Origin of the sequence: Lutibaculum baratangense AMV1 (genome assembly GCF_000496075.1) — a bacterium.
GTDB classification, from domain to species: domain Bacteria; phylum Pseudomonadota; class Alphaproteobacteria; order Rhizobiales; family Tepidamorphaceae; genus Lutibaculum; species Lutibaculum baratangense.
On record NZ_AWXZ01000013.1, the window covers coordinates 243,925 to 260,644 of the forward strand.

Below are 16,720 nucleotides of genomic sequence, written 5' to 3' on the forward strand. Positions count from 1 at the left end.
CGACATGCCCGTGGCCCTAGTCCTCCAGGGTCCAGGTCACCTCGACCTGCACGCCGAGGGTCTGCTCGCCCGTCTCGACGGGCACGGCGCTGTCCTTGGCGGCTTCCATGCGCATCATCGGGATGGGGGGCTGGTCGCGGCGGGTCGATTCGCTGATCGAGACGACGGCGCCGAGCGTCGCGCCGGCGGCCTCGGCGTAGAGCTCGGCCTTGCGGCGGGCGTTCGCGAAGGCCTGCTTCCTGGCCTCGTCGACGAGCGTGTCGGCGTCCGAGACGTCGAAGGAGATGCCGTGGATCTGGTTGGCGCCGGCCTTCACGGAGGCGTCGAGCACGGCGCCGATCCCGTCGAGCTGGCGCAGGCGGGCCGAGACGTTGTTCGACACGGTGTAGCCGACGATGCGGGGGGCTTCCTGGCTGCCGTCGTTCTGCCGCGGCGGGTAGACATATTGCGGCGACACCGAGAAGCCGGAGGTCTGGAGGTCGCGCGCCTCCACGCCCTGTGCCTTCAGCGTGTCGATGAGCGCGCGCACGGCCTCGTTGTTGCGCTCGAGCGCGCTCTCGGCGGTGGCGGCCTCGGTGACGACGCCGACGGTCACCGTCGCGCGGTCGGGCGCGGCGCCCGTCTCGGCGCTGCCGGTGACGGCGATCGTGCGGTCGCGGGCGCTGTCGCCCTGGGCCCAGGCGGGCGCGGCGGCGAGGCTCGCCGCGAGGACCGCGGCCGTGAGGGGAATGGAACGGAGCATTGGCTAGGGGCCTCCATCTGTGTCCGATGCCGCGCGGCGGACGTTCCCGCCGAGGCGATACCCATAGCCGAAAAATTCGACGGCATCATGTGGCGTACGGTGCCTCGCGCGACCGCTTGCGGCCATGCGCCGTAACCTCGTAGGACTGAGGCACGAGACTAGCCCGCGACGGCATCGCGCGTCGCTTCGTGCCCAGGTGGTTCGCCATGGATCAGAAGACCCCGGATTCCCTCGCAGCCTCGCGCCGCCGGCTTCGCGCGGCCTATCTCGAGGACGAGGCGGCGGCGATGGCGCGCCTCGTGGAGCAGGCGAGGCTGCCCGCCGACGCGCGCGCGGCGATCTCCGCCCGCGCGGCCGATCTCGTGCGCGAGGTGCGGGGCGCCGCCCGGCCGGGCCTGATGGAGGAGTTCCTCGCCGAGTACGGGCTCTCCACGAAGGAGGGCGTGGCGCTGATGTGCCTCGCCGAGGCGCTGTTGCGCGTGCCGGACGCGGAGACGATCGACGACCTGATCCAGGACAAGATCAGCCCGCACGACTGGGGCTCCCATCTGGGCCAGGCGAGCTCGTCGCTCGTCAACGCCTCGACCTGGGCGCTGATGCTGACCGGCCGGGTGATCGACGAGACGGAGGAGCCGGGCGTCGTCGGCGCGCTGCGCGGCATGGTGCGCCGGCTGGGCGAGCCCGTGGTGCGCACGGCGGTCGCGCGCGCGATGCGCGAGATGGGCGCGCAGTTCGTGCTCGGCCGCAACATCGAGGAGGCGATGCGCCGCGGCCAGGCCATGGTGAAGCGCGGCTACACCTATTCCTACGACATGCTCGGGGAGGGCGCGAAGACGGAGGCCGACGCGCAGCGCTACCACGGCGCCTACGCGCAGGCGATCGCGGCGCTCGCCACGCAGGCGAATTCGAACGACATCCGCGAGAACCCCGGCATCTCGGTGAAGCTCTCCGCGCTCCACCCGCGCTACGAGTTCGCCAAGCGCGACGAGATGCTGCCGGTGCTCGTCTCGCGCACGCTCCAGCTCGCGCAGGCCGCGAAGGCCGCTTCGATGGGCTTCAACATCGACGCCGAGGAGGCCGACCGGCTCGACCTCTCGCTCGACGTGATCGAGCGGGTGCTGTCGGATCCCTCGCTGCGCGGCTGGGACGGCTTCGGCGTCGTCGTGCAGGCCTACGGCCAGCGCACGGCGCACGCGATCGACTGGCTCCACGCGCTGGCCGAGCGGCTCGACCGGCGCATCATGGTGCGGCTCGTCAAGGGCGCCTACTGGGACACCGAGATCAAGCGGGCGCAGGTTCTGGGCCTGCCGGGCTATCCGGTGTTCACCCGCAAGGCGCATTCGGACGTGAGCTACATCGCCTGCGCGCGGCTGCTGCTCGACCGGACGGACCGGATCTACCCGCAATTCGCGACCCACAACGCCCACACCGTCGCCGCCGTGCTGGCGCTGGCCGAGGGCCTGGACGGGCGCAGCTTCGAGTTCCAGCGCCTGCACGGCATGGGCGAGGCGCTGCACGACACGGTGCTGCGGCGCGACGGCACGCGCTGCCGGATCTACGCGCCGGTCGGGGCGCACCGCGACCTCCTCGCCTATCTCGTGCGGCGGCTGCTCGAGAACGGCGCGAACTCGTCCTTCGTGCACCAGATCGTCGACGAGGACGTGGCCCCGGAGGCGATCGCCCGCGACCCGTTCGCGACGGTCGAGGCGCATGGCGGCCACCGCAACCCGGCGATCCCGCTGCCGGCCGAGATCTTCGGCCCCCGGCGGAAAGGCGCGAAGGGCTGGGACCTGACCGACCCCGTGACCATCGAGCGGATCGACGCGGTACGCGGGCGCTTCGCCGCCCATCGCTGGCACGCCGCGCCGACAATTTCGGGGGGCGGGGGCGAGCGGGCGAGGCACGACGTGCGCAATCCGGCGCGGCTCGACGACCTCGTCGGCACGGTCGAGGACGCGACGGAAGCCGACATCCGCGCGGCCTTCGACGCGGCGGAAGCGGCGCAGGGCCCCTGGGGCGCGCGGCCGGCCGAGGAGCGGGCGGCGATCCTCGAGCGGGCGGCCGACCTCTACGAGGAGACGGCGGAGGAGTTCATGGCGCTCGCGGGCCGGGAGGCCGGCAAGATCCTGCTCGACGGCGTGGCCGAGGTGCGCGAGGCGGTCGACTTCCTGCGCTACTACGCGCTGCAGGCGCGCGAGCTGCCGGCCGACGCGAAGCCGCGCGGCACCTTCGTGTGCATCTCGCCGTGGAACTTCCCGCTCGCGATCTTCACGGGACAGGTCGCTGCCGCGCTCGTGACGGGCAACGCGGTGCTGGCGAAGCCTGCGGAGCAGACCCCGCTGATCGCGGCGCGGGCGGTCGAGCTTCTCCACGAGGCGGGCGTGCCGCGCGAGGTGCTGCACCTCCTGCCGGGCGACGGGCCGAGCGTCGGGCGGAAGCTGACGGCGGAGCCGCGGCTCGCCGGCGTCTGCTTCACCGGGTCGACCGAGGTCGCGCAGGCGATCAACCGCCAGCTCGCCGAGACGGCGCGGCCCGACGCCGTGCTGATCGCCGAGACGGGCGGGCTCAACGCGATGATCGTCGATTCGACCGCGCTGCCCGAGCAGGCGGTGCGCGACATCCTCGCCTCGTCCTTCCAGTCGGCCGGCCAGCGCTGCTCGGCGCTCCGCATGCTCTACGTGCAGGCCGACGTCGAGGAGCGGTTCCTGGAGATGCTGTTCGGCGCGATGGAGACGCTGAAGCTCGGCGACCCCTGGCAGCTCTCGACCGACGTGGGGCCGGTGATCGACCAGGAGGCGCGCGACGGCATTTCCGGCTACTGCCGCGAGATGGAGGCGCAGGGCCGGCTCATGGCCGCGCTCGACGAGCCGGCCGACGGGCTCTTCGTCGCCCCCCACGTCTTCCGCCTGTCGGGCATCGAGGAGATGGAGCGCGAGGTGTTCGGGCCGGTGCTGCACGTCGCCCGCTTCCGGGCGGACGAGCTCGACCGGGTCGTCGACGCCGTCAACGCGAAGGGCTACGGCCTGACCTTCGGCGTCCACACCCGCGTCGACGCGCGCGTGCAGCGGCTCGTCGACCGCATCCATGTCGGCAACGTCTACGTGAACCGCAACCAGATCGGCGCCGTGGTCGGCTCGCAGCCCTTCGGCGGCGAGGGGCTCTCCGGCACGGGGCCGAAGGCCGGCGGCCCCAACTACCTGCCGCGCTTCATGCTGCGGACGGCCGGTCACGGGACAGCCCGGCTCGAGGCGGCGGCAGCCGACGCCTCCGCCGTGCGGGAGGCCTCGGCGACGCTCGACGGAGCCGCCTGGGCCGCCCGCCCCGACCGGATCTCCGCCCTGCGCCAGGCGCTGCGGGGGCGGGCCGCGGCGGCGATGTCGGCTGCCGCCGCAATCGACCAGGGACCGGTCGACCTGCCGGGGCCGACGGGGGAATCGAACAGGCTCCTGATGGTGCCGCGCGGGCGCGTGCTCTGCCTGGGGCCGGATCCCGAGACGCTGCTCGCCCAGGCCGTTCAGGCGCTGGCGGCCGGCAACGAGGTCGTCGCGGTGGCGCCGGGCGCGACCGGCGCGCTCGCCGCCCTGAAGGAGGCGAAGGCGCCGCTGAGGGCCGTCGACGGCGCGCTCGATCCAGGCCTCCTAAAGGAGCTGCCGCTCGACGCGGTGGCGCTGGCGGGGCCGGGCGAGGCCCTGAAGGCGGCGCGCCGGGCCTTGAGCGGCCGCAAGGGCCCGATCGTGCCGGTGATCGACGCGGTGATCGCCCCCGCAGCCTACTATCACGAGCGGGCGATCTGCATCGACACGACGGCGGCGGGCGGCAACACGACGCTCTTCGCGGCGGTGGAATAGGCCCTGTTCCGACAGGGGCCGGGACGGGCGGGCCCGCTTCGTCCGCCCGCCGCACGGGAAACAAATCGCGGCTGGCGCGTTGCCAATCCACGGGGAACGTGAGATGGCCAACTGAAGAGGTGCCGCGTGTACCCAGATCCCACTTCTATCGTCGCGATCGCCCTCGTGGGGCTCTTCGCCACCTTCGCGTGGCTCGCCTACCAGCGCTGCGCCCGCGAGGCGCGCGCGTGGTATGCCGACGCGAACTACGTGGTGGAGCGGCCGCGGACCGAGAGCCGTGACACCGGCCCGAAGCGCGCGCCGGCCCGCCGGGCGATGCTGGACACGGGCCGTCTCCGGGCGCCGGCGCTGCGCGCCACGGGCCCGCGCTGACGAGGCGGGCTGAGAAAGCCCGCCTCCCGCCGCGCCCGCCCGTCGGGTCAGCGGACGAACTCGTCGATCCGCCGGATCGTGACGCGGCGGTTCCGCCACTCCTCCCTCGGCGTGTCGACCAGCAGGAAGTCCTCGCCGTAGCCCACCGTCTCGATGATCCGCGGCGAGATGCCGAACTCTGCGACGAGGACGCGCTTCAGCGACGCGGCCCGGCGCTCGGAGAGGACCTGGTTCGATTCGCGTGAGCCGACGGCGTCGGTGTGGCCCTCGAGGAGGAACCGCGCGCCGCGGCGGCGGCGCCCGATCCGGCTCAGCGCGTCGGCGATCTCGCGCACCTTCCGGTACTCCGAGCGAGGGATCTCGGCCGAGCCGAAGTGGAAGTTGATCGCCTGGATGTCGATCGAGGGCGCGCTCCGGCGCAGATCGGGCCGGCGGCGGAACTCCTCCACCGTCACGCGCTCCTCGGGGCGGACGCGCCCGCGCGGCGCGGCCTCGAGCTGTCGCATGATCTGGGCCGCGGAGGGTGCGTTGCGGTCCTGGGCGAAGGCGAGGCCCGGAGCCGTGACGGCGAGGGCGGCACCCGCGAGGAAGAAGCGGCGATTCATGGGCGTTCTCCAGGTGGCGGGACGACGCCTTCCTGGTGCCCGAACGATCATGAAGGTTGGCTGAACGGTGGCCGCATGAAGGGCGGCGCGGCGCTTCGCCCGCAGCCCCGCCCGCGCATCGCGCGACGTGAGCAGTTGACGCGGGGTTTCAGCCCGATGCCGACCGTCTTCCGGGACTTCGAGACTGTCGGGCCGTCTCTCGCGCGGCCGCGGATCCTTCAGATCTGTCAATCACGCGCTGACTTCCGAGGTTCTGACTTGCCTGCCGTAGCCTCCGGGTCCCGGCCGACATGATGGCCCGTTGCTGCATTGATGACGGGGTTGTCGACTGCCTCCAGGACCCTGGACATGGCCTCGTCTCCGCTTATCCCGTCTGGCGGGGCGTAGGCCCGGGGCGCGTCGAGCACGGCGGCCAGTGCCCGTCTTTCCGGCGTGTCCTTCCCGCCGAGCCGATCGTGCATGGCGGCCTGCATTTCCTCCCGGCTCGCGTTGGTGACGAACCCGGCCGTGTCGCCCCAGGTCACGATGCACATCGGCACCTGTCTTCCCAGCGCCTGCCTGAGCGTACGATCGATCTGCTGCGCGTGTGCTTCGAGGATGCTCGCCACGGCTTCGTGTTGCGGTGTCGGCCGCGCAGCGTCGTTCACTTCATCCGAGATCGGTCTTCTCCCCTTGGCAGTGTGCGGACAGTGAGCACCGGGGTGATGGCCCCGCCGCCGAAGCGATCCGAGCCTGCCTCGCTCATCCTCTCTCTCCCAAGTCTTCTTCGCCCGGTTGCGAAGTGATGGTGAGGCTCGCGGGCATCGGCCGCCACCCCTCCTGCGTCTTTTGCTCGATGATCGTCGCCTGGTCGAGCCAGGGCTCGAGCCCGTTGTTGCCTATGTGCCGCGACCATGCTTCGCGCATCGTGCGCCCGAATGTGTGAGTGCAGGCCGATAGTGGTGTGGACGGGCTGCAGATCACGTAGCCGTAGACGACCGTGCTCATGACCCGCCTCCGTGGATCCGCTCCATCGTCACGTCGATTTCCGGGCTGTCGATCACCTCCATTATCTGCGTCACGCCTGCGGCAACATTGATGCCGTAACGTGAATTGATGGCTCCGCAACGTGAAACAGAGGCGCTCGCAGCATGTGTCACGCTTGCCAGAACCCTGTCGTCCACCGTCTTCTTCCGGCAGATGTCCTGCCTCGAATCGTTGAGGATGCTGGCTGCAGTGCGGCGCTGCGCTGGCGCCAGTCCAAAGTTGTTCCTTCCATCCGAAATTGGTCTTCTCCCCTAACCCTGAGCGGTGAACTATACTCAAGAGATTGCCCGCGTCATCGATTGTTTCTGACCCGCCTTCTGTAAGCGCGCGTGGGTCGACAGAGATGCGGGGTGCCGATCCTGCGGGTTCGGAGCAGGCATCCGTCGCAGGGGCAAGCGAGTGGGCCACGAACGGGGTGGTCGTTACTGTGCTGTCTTCCTCCCCGGGGAAGCCCGTGTCGATGTTCCTGGCGGGCCGTCATCGCGTATGTGACGCATTGACCGGAAGCTCCGGTTTCTATAGGCAATCGCCCAACGGAGACGTGGCCGAGTGGTCGAAGGCGGCGGTTTGCTAAACCGTTAGGCGGGGTAAACCCGTCTCGAGGGTTCGAATCCCTCCGTCTCCGCCAGCTTCAATCCATCGAAGGCGGCAGCCGCTGTCGTGCTGCGGATCGCGGGGATCGCAAGGCCTCTCCACCCGCCCGTCGCGACCGTCCGAGGCCGAGCGCCGGGTCCGTTCCGGATGCCGGATGAGGCTTCTTTCCTGTTCGGCCGAACGGTGGCGTCGTGAGATCGCTTCGATCTCGTGGTCGCCGCTTTCCGCTGGCCGAGTTTCCAGCCTCCAGGCCCTTTCCCGCTCGCGGCTCCCGCCCGAATCGGGGCACGCGACACCCGGAGGGACGCGGATGGTTGCGGGGGCGAATGACGTGGACCATTGCCGTCCGGCTGCGCGGACCGTACGTCTCGGGCGCGCGTGCGAGTGCCCTCGTCACCCTCGCGCGAAGCCCGATGTGACCAGCGGGCACTTGCGACGCAGGAGCCGATACCGACGGATCGAAGGACATCGCATGGGAACAATCGACGTCATCCCCGACATCCACGGTCAGATCGCCAAGCTCCGGACAGCCCTCGACGCCCTCGGCTGGCGCCGTCGCCCCGCGGGCTGGACCCATCCGGACCCGGAGCGGACGATCGTCTTCCTGGGAGACTTCATCGATCGGGGGCCGGAGAACCGGGCGGTCATTCGCCTCGTGCGCGACCTCGTCGACAGCGGCAAGGCGCGCGCGATCATGGGCAATCACGAGCTGAACGCCCTCCATTTCCATACCGTTAACCCGGAGTCGGGGCGCCCCCTCCGCGCCCATTCCGACAAGAACCTGCGCCAGCACGGGAGCTTCCTGGCGGAGTTCCCGATCGGCGCCAGCGAAACACGCGAGGCGCTGTCCTGGATGCGCACCCTGCCGCTGTTCCTCGAGGCGGAGGGCTTCCGAGCCGTCCATGCCTGCTGGATCGGCCCCTCGATCGACCGGTTGAACGCCCTGGTCCCGAACGGTGTGCTGTCGGAGGAGCAGGTCATCCGTGCCGCCGATCCGGCCGACGAGCTTCACCGCCTCGCCGAGGAAGTCACGAAGGGCCCGGAACTCCGCCTGCCCGACGGTTTCTCGTTCAGGGACAAGGACGGGACGGAGCGTGATCACGTCCGGCTGCAATGGTGGAATGCGCGCGCCGTGACCTGGCGCGACGTCGCGATCTCCGTGCCCCGTCTCGACGATCTGCCCGATGTGCGGCTACCCGGCAGCCTGATGGCGCAGATCTATCCCTCGCACGAAAGACCAGTGTTCTTCGGTCACTACTGGCTGAGCGGAGCGCCGGTCCTGCAGGGCCCGAACGCGTTGTGCCTCGACTATTCGGCGGGCAAGGAGGGGCCGCTGGTCACGTACGAACTCGATCCGGGCGAGACGTCGCTCTCTCCCGACCGGGTCCGGGTCCACGGGATCCCCGCCTGACCGGGTCTCCCTCCCGATCCGCGCGCCCGGGCACGCCTGAGCGTGGCGTGCCCGGCCGGAGCAGGCCCTCGTTTCAGTAGAGGGTCTGCTTGATGCGCTCCTCGAGCCAGGGGTCGTACTCGGCGGCGAGCATCTCCGCCTGCGTCGCCTCCTCGAGGAGCTTGCCGGCCGTCGGCAGGCTGCCGCGGGACACGTGCATCGCGGGGTCCCAGAGCTTCGAGCGGATGATCGCCTTCGAGCACTGGAAGAAGACCTTCTCGACATGGACGACGAGGACGGTGATCGGCAGCCTGCCGTTCATCTCGAAGCGGGCGAGAATCTCGGGATCCCTGGAGATCTCGGCGCGCCCGTTGATGCGCAGCGTCTCGCCGAGGCCCGGAATGAGGAAGAGGAGCGCGATGCGCGGGTCGACGAGGATGTTGCGCAGCGTGTCGATCCGCCGGTTGCCCGGCCGGTCGGGCAGCATGATCGTGCGCTCGTCGGCGATGTGGACGAAGCCCGCCGGATCGCCGCGGGGCGAGCAGTCGATCCCGTCCTCCGGGGACGAGGTGGCGAGCGCGACGAAGGGCGAGGCCTCGATCATCGCACGGTAGCCGGGCGTGAGCGCCGTAAGCTCCTTCTTCAGGGCGGCGATGGCCGGCTCCCCGTAGATCTCGGAGAGCTCCTCGGCCGTCGTGATGCGGTGGCTCGTCATGGGCGTCGTTCCTTTCGGCTTTCTCCGAGGATCCGTGGACGGGTGATGCGGCCTCAGCTTCCCTCCACGGCCTCGAGGCCGCACCATTCGGCCACGAAGAGCGCCATCGCCGTCGTGATGCGCTTCACCGAGGAGAGGCTGACGCATTCGTCGAAGCCGTGGATGTTGCGGGAGACGGGGCCGTAGCAGAGCGCCGGGACGCGGTCGTAGAGGGCGTAGACGCGGGTGTCGAGATAGCCGGGCGTCGTAAAGCTCTTCAGCGCCGCGCCGAAGGTCTCCTCGTGCGCGCGGCCGAGCACGGCCTCCGCCTCCGAGCCCGGCTCGAGCACGTAGCCCTCGGCATGGAAGCCGTTGAAGGTGACCTTCGGCGGGTTATTCGACAGATAGGGGTCGGTGCGCGAGAAGCCCTCGACGCATTGCCGGATCTCGCGCGCGGCCTCGCCCGCGTCCGTGCCGGGATAGATCGCGATTCGGCAGTCGATGCGGCACCAGCAGGGGACGGACGAGGCCCAGTCACCGCCCTCGATCTTGCCGATGTTCAGGTTGATCGGGTGGTCGAGATGCTCGAAATGCGGGTGGCCGGCCTTCGCCTCGTTCCACCGCGCTTCGAGGTCGCGCAGCGCGCCGATCAGCCGGTAGGCGGCGTCGATCGCGTTCGTGCCGCTGCCCATGTCGCGGACGTGGACGGGAAGCCCCGAGACCTCGACCTGGAACCAGACGACGCCGGTGTTCGCCCGCACCAGCATCTCGTCCTCGGGCTCGGGGATCAGCACGGCGTCGGCGCGGTAGCCGCGCAGATGGGTCATCAGCGCGCCGTTGCCGGTCGATTCCTCCTCGACCACGGACTGGACGTAGACCGTCGCCGCCGGCTGCAGGCCGATGCGCCCGAGCGCGTCGAGCGCGAAGATGTTCGCCGCCGCGCCGGCCTTCATGTCGGCGGCGCCGCGCCCGTACATCCAGTCGCCCTCGATCCGCGCCTCGTAAGGCGGGCTCTGCCACATCGAGGCGGGGCCGGCGGGCACGACGTCGAGATGCGACTGCAGGATCAGCGAGCGGCCGGTCTCCTCGCGCGGGCGATGGATGCCGACGACGATCGGCGCCTCGGAATGGGTGTCCGACCACGGGGAGCCGCCGGGGTGGCTCTCGATCGCCTGCCGGTCCATGGCGAAGCGGTCGCGGGCATAACCGCGCTCGCCGAGCGCGCGGAACAGGAAGTCCTGCACCGCGTGCTCCTCGCCCCGCTCGCTGCGGAAGCCGACGAGCTGCCGGGTGAAATCGAGCTGCGCCTTAAAGCCCTCCTCGACCGCCCGGGCGATGTCGCGGCGCGTCTCGGCTGTCGGAGTCATGGATCGGACCTTCGCTGTTTTCAGGGAATGGCGGGCGGCCGCGCCGGCACCGGCCCCGGACGGGTCACGACAGCATGGCATCGACGATAGGGCTGCGCCTGCACAAATCTCGCACCCACCTTGCCGCGGATTTGCGCGACTGGTCGATTGATTATCATAAATAGGCCACGTAGCCTCCTCTACGGCAATAGCGGCGGAGCCTCGATGGCGGAACATCTCCTCGACGTGAACCAGGTCACCGTCCGGTTCGGAGGGCTCGTCGCCCTCGACCGCGTCGACCTTCACGTGGAGCCCGGCCGCACGACCGCGATACTGGGGCCGAACGGAGCCGGCAAGACGACGCTCTTCAACGCGGTCGCCGGCGTCGTCCACCCGACCTCCGGCGCGATCTCGCTCGACGGCCGCGACATCACGAAGGCCCTGCCGAGCCGGCGCTCGAGGGACGGCATCGCCCGGACGTTCCAGATCACCCAACCCTTCGTCGGCCTGACCGTGCGAGAGAACGTGATGGTCTCGATCGTCTCGCGCGGCGTTGCGATGCGCGAGGCGCGCGACGAGGCGGCCGAATACGTCTCCTTCGTCGGCCTCGGCCCGAAGATGGACGAGCCGGCGCGCACCCTCTCGACGGGCCAGCGCAAGCGGCTCGAGCTCGCCCGCGCGCTCGCCACGAAGCCCCGCCTCCTGCTTCTCGACGAGGTGACGGGCGGCGTCGACAGGCCGTCGATCCCGGAGATCCTCGACCTGATCCGCCGCCTGCGCGACGAGAGGGGCATCACGATCGTCGTCGTCGAGCACAACATGGAGGTGCTCTTCGGCCTCGCGGACGACGCCGTCTTCCTGAACCGCGGCGAGGTGGTCGTGACTGGATCCATGGCCGAGGTGGCCGAGCACGAGGCCGTGCGCCGCATCTATCTGGGGGACGGCGATGCTTAGGCTCGAGAACATCGACGTCCATTACGGCGCGACGCAGGTTCTCTGGGACGTGTCGATCGAGGTGGGCGAGGGCGAGATGGTCGCCGTCATGGGGCCGAACGGCTCCGGCAAGAGCACCGTCCTCAAGGCGGCGATGGGGCTGAAGAAGCCGTCCTCGGGCCGGGTGGTGCTCGACGGGGAGGAGCTGCAGGGCAGGTCGGCCACCGTGCGGCCGCGCCGGGGCATGAGCATCGTGCTCGAGCGGCGGCGCCTGTTCCCGCGCATGAGCGTGCGCGAGAACATCATGCTCGGCGGCTATGCGCGGCCCTCGGCGGAGGCGCACCGGTCCTTCGACTGGGTTCTGGACCTTCTGCCGGAGATCCGGCCGCATCTCGACGCGACGGCGGGGAAGCTCTCCGGCGGCCAGCAGCAGATGGTGGCGATCGCCCGCGGCCTGATGGCCAGGCCGCGCGTGCTCCTCATGGACGAGCCGTTCCTCGGACTGTCGCCGGCCATGGTGAAGAACGTCTTCGCCATCATGAAGATGATCAACGGGGAGGGGGTCGCCATCCTCTTCAACGAACAGAACGCGAAGCTCTCCTTCGCGATGAGCCATCGCGGCTATCTCCTCGAGAGCGGCCGGGTGGTCCTGAGCGGCTCGGGCGAGGAGATGCTGGAGCACCCGGAGGTGAAGCGCGTCTATCTCGGCGTGCGGGAGGCCGTGTCGTGAGCGTCGCGGGATTCCTCGAACTCGTCATCAACGGCCTGATCTCGGGCTCGATCTACGCGCTCATCGGCTCGGGGATCGCGCTCATCTACGGCACGACGAGGGTCCTGAACTTCGCCCACGGCGAGCTTTTGATGATCGCGGGCTATCTCGTGTTCTTCTTCGCGGTGACGCTCGGCTGGAACGTCTTCCTCGCCTCGCTCCTGACGCTCGTGCTCGTGGGAGCGATCGGCGCGCTCATCCAGCGCGTGACGATCGCGCCGCTGCTCGCGCGCGAGGACTGGGCGTTCCGGGTGATCGCCGCGACGATCGGCCTGTCGATCTTCCTGCAGAGCGGCGCGCAGCTCGTCTTCGGCGAGCGCTTCCAGTCGGTGCCCTACTTCTTCCGGGGCGTCCTGGTGCTGGGCGACCTGCGCATGCCGTGGCAGCGCATCGCGATCTTCCTGATCGCGCTCGCGATCATGGCCGTCTGCGCGCTCATCCTCTACCGCACGCAGCTCGGCCGCATCGTGCGGGCGACCGCGCAGGACGCGGAAGCCGCGCTCGCCGTCGGCATCCCCTCGGGCCTCGTCCACACCTCCGTCTTCGTCATCTCCGCCGTGCTCGCGGGCGCCGGGGCGATCCTCCTGTCGCCGCTCATCTCGGTGAACCCGTGGATGGGCATCTCGTATCTCCTGAAAGGCTTCGCCGTCGTCATCCTCGGCGGCCTCGGCTCGTTCGGCGGGGCGGTGGCGGCGGGCTTCCTGCTCGGCCTGATCGAATCCTTCAGCGTCGGCTTCGCCCCGACGGAATGGCGCGACGTGATCGCGTTCACCTTCCTCATCGCCGTGATCTGGGTGAGACCGAACGGCCTGTTCAGCGGGCGCGAGGCGTGAGGAGGGGCACATGACAGAGGTCTTCGGCCGTCGTCCCTTCCTGGTCCTGGCGCTCCTGGCGGCGGCGCTCCTCGTGGTGCCGTTCCTGCCGCTCAACGACTACGTGCTGCACATCCTGACGGTGTTCCTGATCTTCTCGGTCTTCGCGACCGGCTGGAACCTCACGCTCGGGATCCTCGGCCTGAAGACGCTCGGCCACCACGCCTTCTTCGCGATCGGCGCCTATCTCTCGGCGATCACCGCCTATTACGGCGGCGTCAGCCCGTGGCTGACCGTGTGGGTGGGGGCGCTCTCGGCGGCGGCGGCCGGGGTGTTCATCGGCTTCCCGATCCTGCGCATCCGCTCGATGCCGCATGTCGCGATCGTGACGCTCGCCTTCGCGGAGATCGTGCGGCTCGTCTTCTCGAACCTGAAGGACATCACGCGGGGCGAGCTCGGCTTCTGGGGCATCCCGCCCTTCGATCCCATCACGGTCGGCGACATGACGGTGCGCTTCGGCATCGGCAACGCGGTCGGCTCCTTCGCGCTCGCCGCGGTGTTCTTCCTGGCCGTGCACCTCGCGCTTCTGCTTCTCCTGACCTCGCGGACGGGGCTGACGTTCCTCGCGATCCGCGACTCCGAGACGGCGGCGGAGAGCCTCGGCATCCGCCTGTCCGCGTGGAAGCTCTTCGCCTTCGGCGTGAGCGCCGCGGTGGTGGGCTTGAGCGGCGCGGTCTACGCCCATTACGTCATGATCCTGACGCCGACCTCGACGGCCGGCCCAGAGATGCTGATCACGCTGCTCGCGATGATCATCGTCGGCGGCGTGGGGCGCTTCTTCGGGCCGATCGCCGGCGCCTTGCTGCTCACGGTCCTGTCGGAGGTGCTGCGCGAGTTCGGCGACTTCCGCATGCTGCTCTACGGGCTCGTGATCATCGTGTTCGTGTTCGTCGCGCCGCACGGCATCGCCGGCCTGCGCCTCGGCCGGCTCCGCAAGGCGGAGCGGGCCGAGCCCGGGACCGCGGGCGCGACGTGAGGACTGTCCGGCAGCCGCTCCCATAGGCGGCGGGCCGGATGAGACGTCGAAGACAAGAACCGGAGGTGGAACGACATGACGAGACTGACAGCCAGGGGCCTCATCCAGGCGGGCCTCATTTCCGCCGGCCTCGCGGCCGGCGCGGCCACCGGCGCGCACGCGCAGGCGGAGGACGTGACGATCGGCGCCATCGGGCCGCTAACCGGACCGGCGGCCAATTCCGGCGAGGCGCACCGCCAGGGCCTCGAGCTCGCGGTGAAGGAGTGGAACGAGGGGCAGGGCGACTACGCCACCGAGAACCGCTTCCAGGTGAACTTCGTGATGGAGGATTCCAACTCCAAGCCCGAGGTCGGCATCAGCGCCGCGCAGCGCCTGATCACGCGCAACTCCGCCGACCTCATCATCGGCGACACGCTGCACAGCCACGTGACGCTGGCGCTGATGGAGATGGCGCCGCAATACAACGTGCCGATCCTGAGCTCGGAGCCGGTGAGCTCGGTCATCGCCGACAAGGTTCTCTCCGACCCCGAGCGCTTCAAGCTCTACTGGAAGGGCAACTGGAACAGCGACGGCTACGGCATTGCCGTGCATGACTTTTATGCCTGGGCATTCGAGAACGGCGTCGTCCCCGAGGGCGACAAGAAGATCGCCTTCGTCGTCGAGGACACCGACTACGGGATCGCGAACGCCGAGAAGATCGGCGAGCTCTTCGAGGGCGACGGCTGGACGGTCGTCGCCACCGAGACGGTGCCGACGGCGACGACGGACTTCTATCCCCAGCTGTCGAAGCTGCGCGACCTCGACCCCGACGTGCTCGTCTCCGTCTTCACGGTGGTGCCGTCGGGCGTGTCCTTCGTCCGCCAGCTCGGCGAGCAGGCGCTCGAGGCGTCGCATCTGGCGATCTACTACCCCACGAAGCCCGAGTTCATGGAGCAGGCGGCCGACATCGCCGAGGGCATGTACTGGGCCTCGCTGCAGTTCAGCCCGGAGATCACGCCGGCGCACAAGGAGTTCAGCGACCGGATGGAGGCGGCCTTCGGCGTGCCGGCGAACTACAGCCACGCCCACGCCTACTGCACGATGGTGATCGCGCTGCGCGCCATCGACGAGGCCGGCGGCACCGACCCCGAGGCCGTCGCCGAGAAGCTCGGCGCCACCGACTACGAGTGCCTGCTCGGCCGCTTCCAGTTCGGCGACGACCACGCGATCCAGTCCGGCCCGGACTTCATCCCGGTGCCGGTGGCGCAGATCCAGGAAGGCCAGAACCAGCTGATCTGGCCGGAGAACGTCGCGACCTCCGAGCCCCAGTAGAGGCGGCGCATGCGTGCCGGCGGGCGCTCCGCCGGCACGCCGACCATGAAGGTGTCGATCCCGATGTCAGGAGGACGAGGCCCGCGGACGGACGCCCGGACCGGGGAGGGGATCGGGAAGAGCCGTCTCAGCCGTCTCCTGTCCCGCTCGCCGAAGCGCTCCTCCCTCGTCGCCGGCGAGATCAGGTCGTGGATCATCACGCGCGGCCTCGGCCCCGGCGACACCCTTCCGAACGAGAAGGCGATGATCGAGAGCTTCGGCGTCAGCCGGGCGACGATCCGGGAGGCGCTGAAGGAGCTCGAGGTCCAGGGGCTCGTGCGGATGAAGACGGGGCCGAACGGCGGCCCGGTCGTCGCGGGCAGCGGCTCGCAGGAGGCGCTGCAGGCGATCCAGAACTTCTGCTACTTCGAGAAGGTGACGATCGACGACATCTACGAGCTCAGGACCTTCTTCGAGGTGCGCCTGGTGCGCTCCGTCGTCGGCCATGTCGACGAGGCGACCTTCCTGAGGCTCGAGGAGCTGGCGGCCCTCTCGGCCGCCCCCGCCGAGGACCAGGAGACGCGGCGCCGCCAGCGGGAGGCGGAGTTCGAGTTCCACACGACGATCGCCGGGCGGTCGCCGAACCCCCTGCTCAAGATGATGATCGACGTCCTGGCCGGCATCCTCGTGAACGCCACCGCGAGGGACAGCTCCCGCCACCACATGCACTGCGAGTGGTCGCACGAGAACGGCAGGTACCACGCCGAGATCGTCGCCGCCTTGAGGCGCGGGGACGGGGAGGCCGCCGCCGCGCTGATGGAGGAGCACATGGGGCAGGCGCACCGGCAGCTGCAGCTCGTCTATGGCGACGTGTCGCTCGAGGACATCGCGCTCGGCCGGCAGGACGCCGACTGAGCTTAGCCGCGTCCGCTCCGCCCCCGCAGGCAGCACCACGCGAGCGCGCCGACCTGCAGCGCGACCAGCACGGCGAAGGCGACCGTGTAGGCGTTCGAGGCCATGTGGTCCCGCGCCCATGAGAGGAACAGCCCGAGCCCGTATTGCAGGGCGAAGGTCACGAGGATCACCACGGTGTTCATCAGCGTGTTCGAGCGCCCGACATAGTCGAGCGGCTGCGACCGGGCGACATGGGCGTAGGACAGCGTCACGGCGTTGTAGGTGAGGGCGAAGAGGATCCAGAAGACGAGCGCGACGGAGGCGGGGGCGAGCACGAGCGCCACCTCGGCGCCGATGAAGACGAGCGCG

Annotated in this window: 16 protein-coding genes, 1 tRNA gene and 1 pseudogene; 10 read left to right on the forward strand and 8 right to left on the reverse strand. The window is 69.8% G+C overall.

Features of this window, described 5'->3' with window-relative positions:
* Positions 1-16: 16 nt before the first annotated feature.
* Positions 17-742, reverse strand: a complete 726-nt coding sequence (locus tag N177_RS03545) for an SIMPL domain-containing protein (RefSeq protein ID WP_023430862.1) — start codon at positions 740-742, stop codon at positions 17-19.
* 206 nt (positions 743-948) lie between these two features.
* On the opposite strand from N177_RS03545, the gene putA reads away from it, so the two are divergent.
* Together putA and N177_RS03555 are read left to right on the forward strand one after the other, a co-directional pair.
* Complete coding sequence (gene putA, locus N177_RS03550; protein WP_023430863.1) at positions 949-4,590, forward strand: bifunctional proline dehydrogenase/L-glutamate gamma-semialdehyde dehydrogenase PutA; 3,642 nt, start codon at positions 949-951, stop codon at positions 4,588-4,590.
* Positions 4,591-4,716: 126 nt separating this feature from the next.
* Entirely contained in the window at positions 4,717-4,962 is a 246-nt protein-coding gene (locus N177_RS03555) for a hypothetical protein (protein ID WP_023430864.1), read from the forward strand.
* 47 nt (positions 4,963-5,009) lie between these two features.
* On the opposite strand, the gene N177_RS03560 is transcribed toward N177_RS03555, so the two are convergent.
* The 4 genes from N177_RS03560 to N177_RS21275 form a co-directional block, all read right to left on the reverse strand.
* Positions 5,010-5,567 (reverse strand): OmpA family protein, encoded by a 558-nt coding sequence (locus N177_RS03560; protein ID WP_023430865.1) that lies wholly within the window; start codon positions 5,565-5,567, stop codon positions 5,010-5,012.
* Between the two features lie 227 nt (positions 5,568-5,794).
* On the reverse strand, positions 5,795-6,214 hold the full coding sequence (locus tag N177_RS03565; protein WP_152527823.1) for a hypothetical protein: 420 nt from the start codon (positions 6,212-6,214) through the stop codon (positions 5,795-5,797).
* Between the two features lie 94 nt (positions 6,215-6,308).
* On the reverse strand, positions 6,309-6,554 hold the full coding sequence (locus N177_RS03570) for a hypothetical protein (protein WP_023430867.1): 246 nt from the start codon (positions 6,552-6,554) through the stop codon (positions 6,309-6,311).
* The gene (locus N177_RS21275) at positions 6,551-6,730 is read right to left on the reverse strand and encodes a hypothetical protein (protein WP_152527824.1); all 180 of its coding nucleotides are present in this window, start codon (positions 6,728-6,730) and stop codon (positions 6,551-6,553) included. The genes N177_RS03570 and N177_RS21275 overlap by 4 nt, the downstream gene beginning before the upstream one ends.
* 398 nt (positions 6,731-7,128) lie before the next feature.
* Here N177_RS21275 and N177_RS03575 point away from each other — a divergent pair.
* Positions 7,129-7,221 (forward strand) — tRNA-Ser (locus tag N177_RS03575).
* A 438-nt stretch (positions 7,222-7,659) separates the two neighbouring features.
* A complete protein-coding gene (locus N177_RS03580; RefSeq protein WP_023430868.1) occupies positions 7,660-8,598 on the forward strand; it encodes a metallophosphoesterase in 939 nt (312 codons plus the stop codon).
* Between the two features lie 73 nt (positions 8,599-8,671).
* On the opposite strand, the gene N177_RS03585 is transcribed toward N177_RS03580, so the two are convergent.
* Positions 8,672-9,292 (reverse strand): pyridoxamine 5'-phosphate oxidase family protein, encoded by a 621-nt coding sequence (locus tag N177_RS03585; RefSeq protein WP_023430869.1) that lies wholly within the window; start codon positions 9,290-9,292, stop codon positions 8,672-8,674.
* A 53-nt stretch (positions 9,293-9,345) separates the two neighbouring features.
* A complete protein-coding gene (locus tag N177_RS03590) occupies positions 9,346-10,638 on the reverse strand; it encodes an ArgE/DapE family deacylase (protein ID WP_023430870.1) in 1,293 nt (430 codons plus the stop codon).
* Positions 10,639-10,842: 204 nt separating this feature from the next.
* Between N177_RS03590 and N177_RS03595 the strand changes: the two genes are divergently transcribed.
* The 6 genes from N177_RS03595 (at position 10,843) to N177_RS20440 (ending at position 16,372) form a co-directional block, all read left to right on the forward strand.
* Complete coding sequence (locus N177_RS03595; protein WP_023430871.1) at positions 10,843-11,571, forward strand: ABC transporter ATP-binding protein; 729 nt, start codon at positions 10,843-10,845, stop codon at positions 11,569-11,571.
* A complete protein-coding gene (locus N177_RS03600; protein WP_023430872.1) occupies positions 11,564-12,280 on the forward strand; it encodes an ABC transporter ATP-binding protein in 717 nt (238 codons plus the stop codon). Before N177_RS03595 ends, N177_RS03600 begins: the two co-directional genes overlap by 8 nt.
* Positions 12,277-13,152 (forward strand): branched-chain amino acid ABC transporter permease, encoded by an 876-nt coding sequence (locus N177_RS03605; protein ID WP_023430873.1) that lies wholly within the window; start codon positions 12,277-12,279, stop codon positions 13,150-13,152. The genes N177_RS03600 and N177_RS03605 overlap by 4 nt, the downstream gene beginning before the upstream one ends.
* 10 nt (positions 13,153-13,162) lie before the next feature.
* On the forward strand, positions 13,163-14,167 hold the full coding sequence (locus N177_RS20435; RefSeq protein WP_023430874.1) for a branched-chain amino acid ABC transporter permease: 1,005 nt from the start codon (positions 13,163-13,165) through the stop codon (positions 14,165-14,167).
* Between the two features lie 75 nt (positions 14,168-14,242).
* The gene (locus tag N177_RS03615; protein WP_023430875.1) at positions 14,243-15,478 is read left to right on the forward strand and encodes an ABC transporter substrate-binding protein; all 1,236 of its coding nucleotides are present in this window, start codon (positions 14,243-14,245) and stop codon (positions 15,476-15,478) included.
* Positions 15,479-15,541: 63 nt separating this feature from the next.
* Positions 15,542-16,372 carry a FadR/GntR family transcriptional regulator gene (locus N177_RS20440; protein ID WP_160170907.1) on the forward strand — a complete coding sequence of 277 codons (831 nt, stop codon included), beginning with the start codon at positions 15,542-15,544 and terminating at the stop codon, positions 16,370-16,372.
* Between the two features lie 2 nt (positions 16,373-16,374).
* On the opposite strand, the pseudogene N177_RS21555 reads toward N177_RS20440, so the two are convergent.
* Positions 16,375-16,720 (reverse strand): annotated as a pseudogene (locus N177_RS21555) (MFS transporter); the annotation flags it as partial.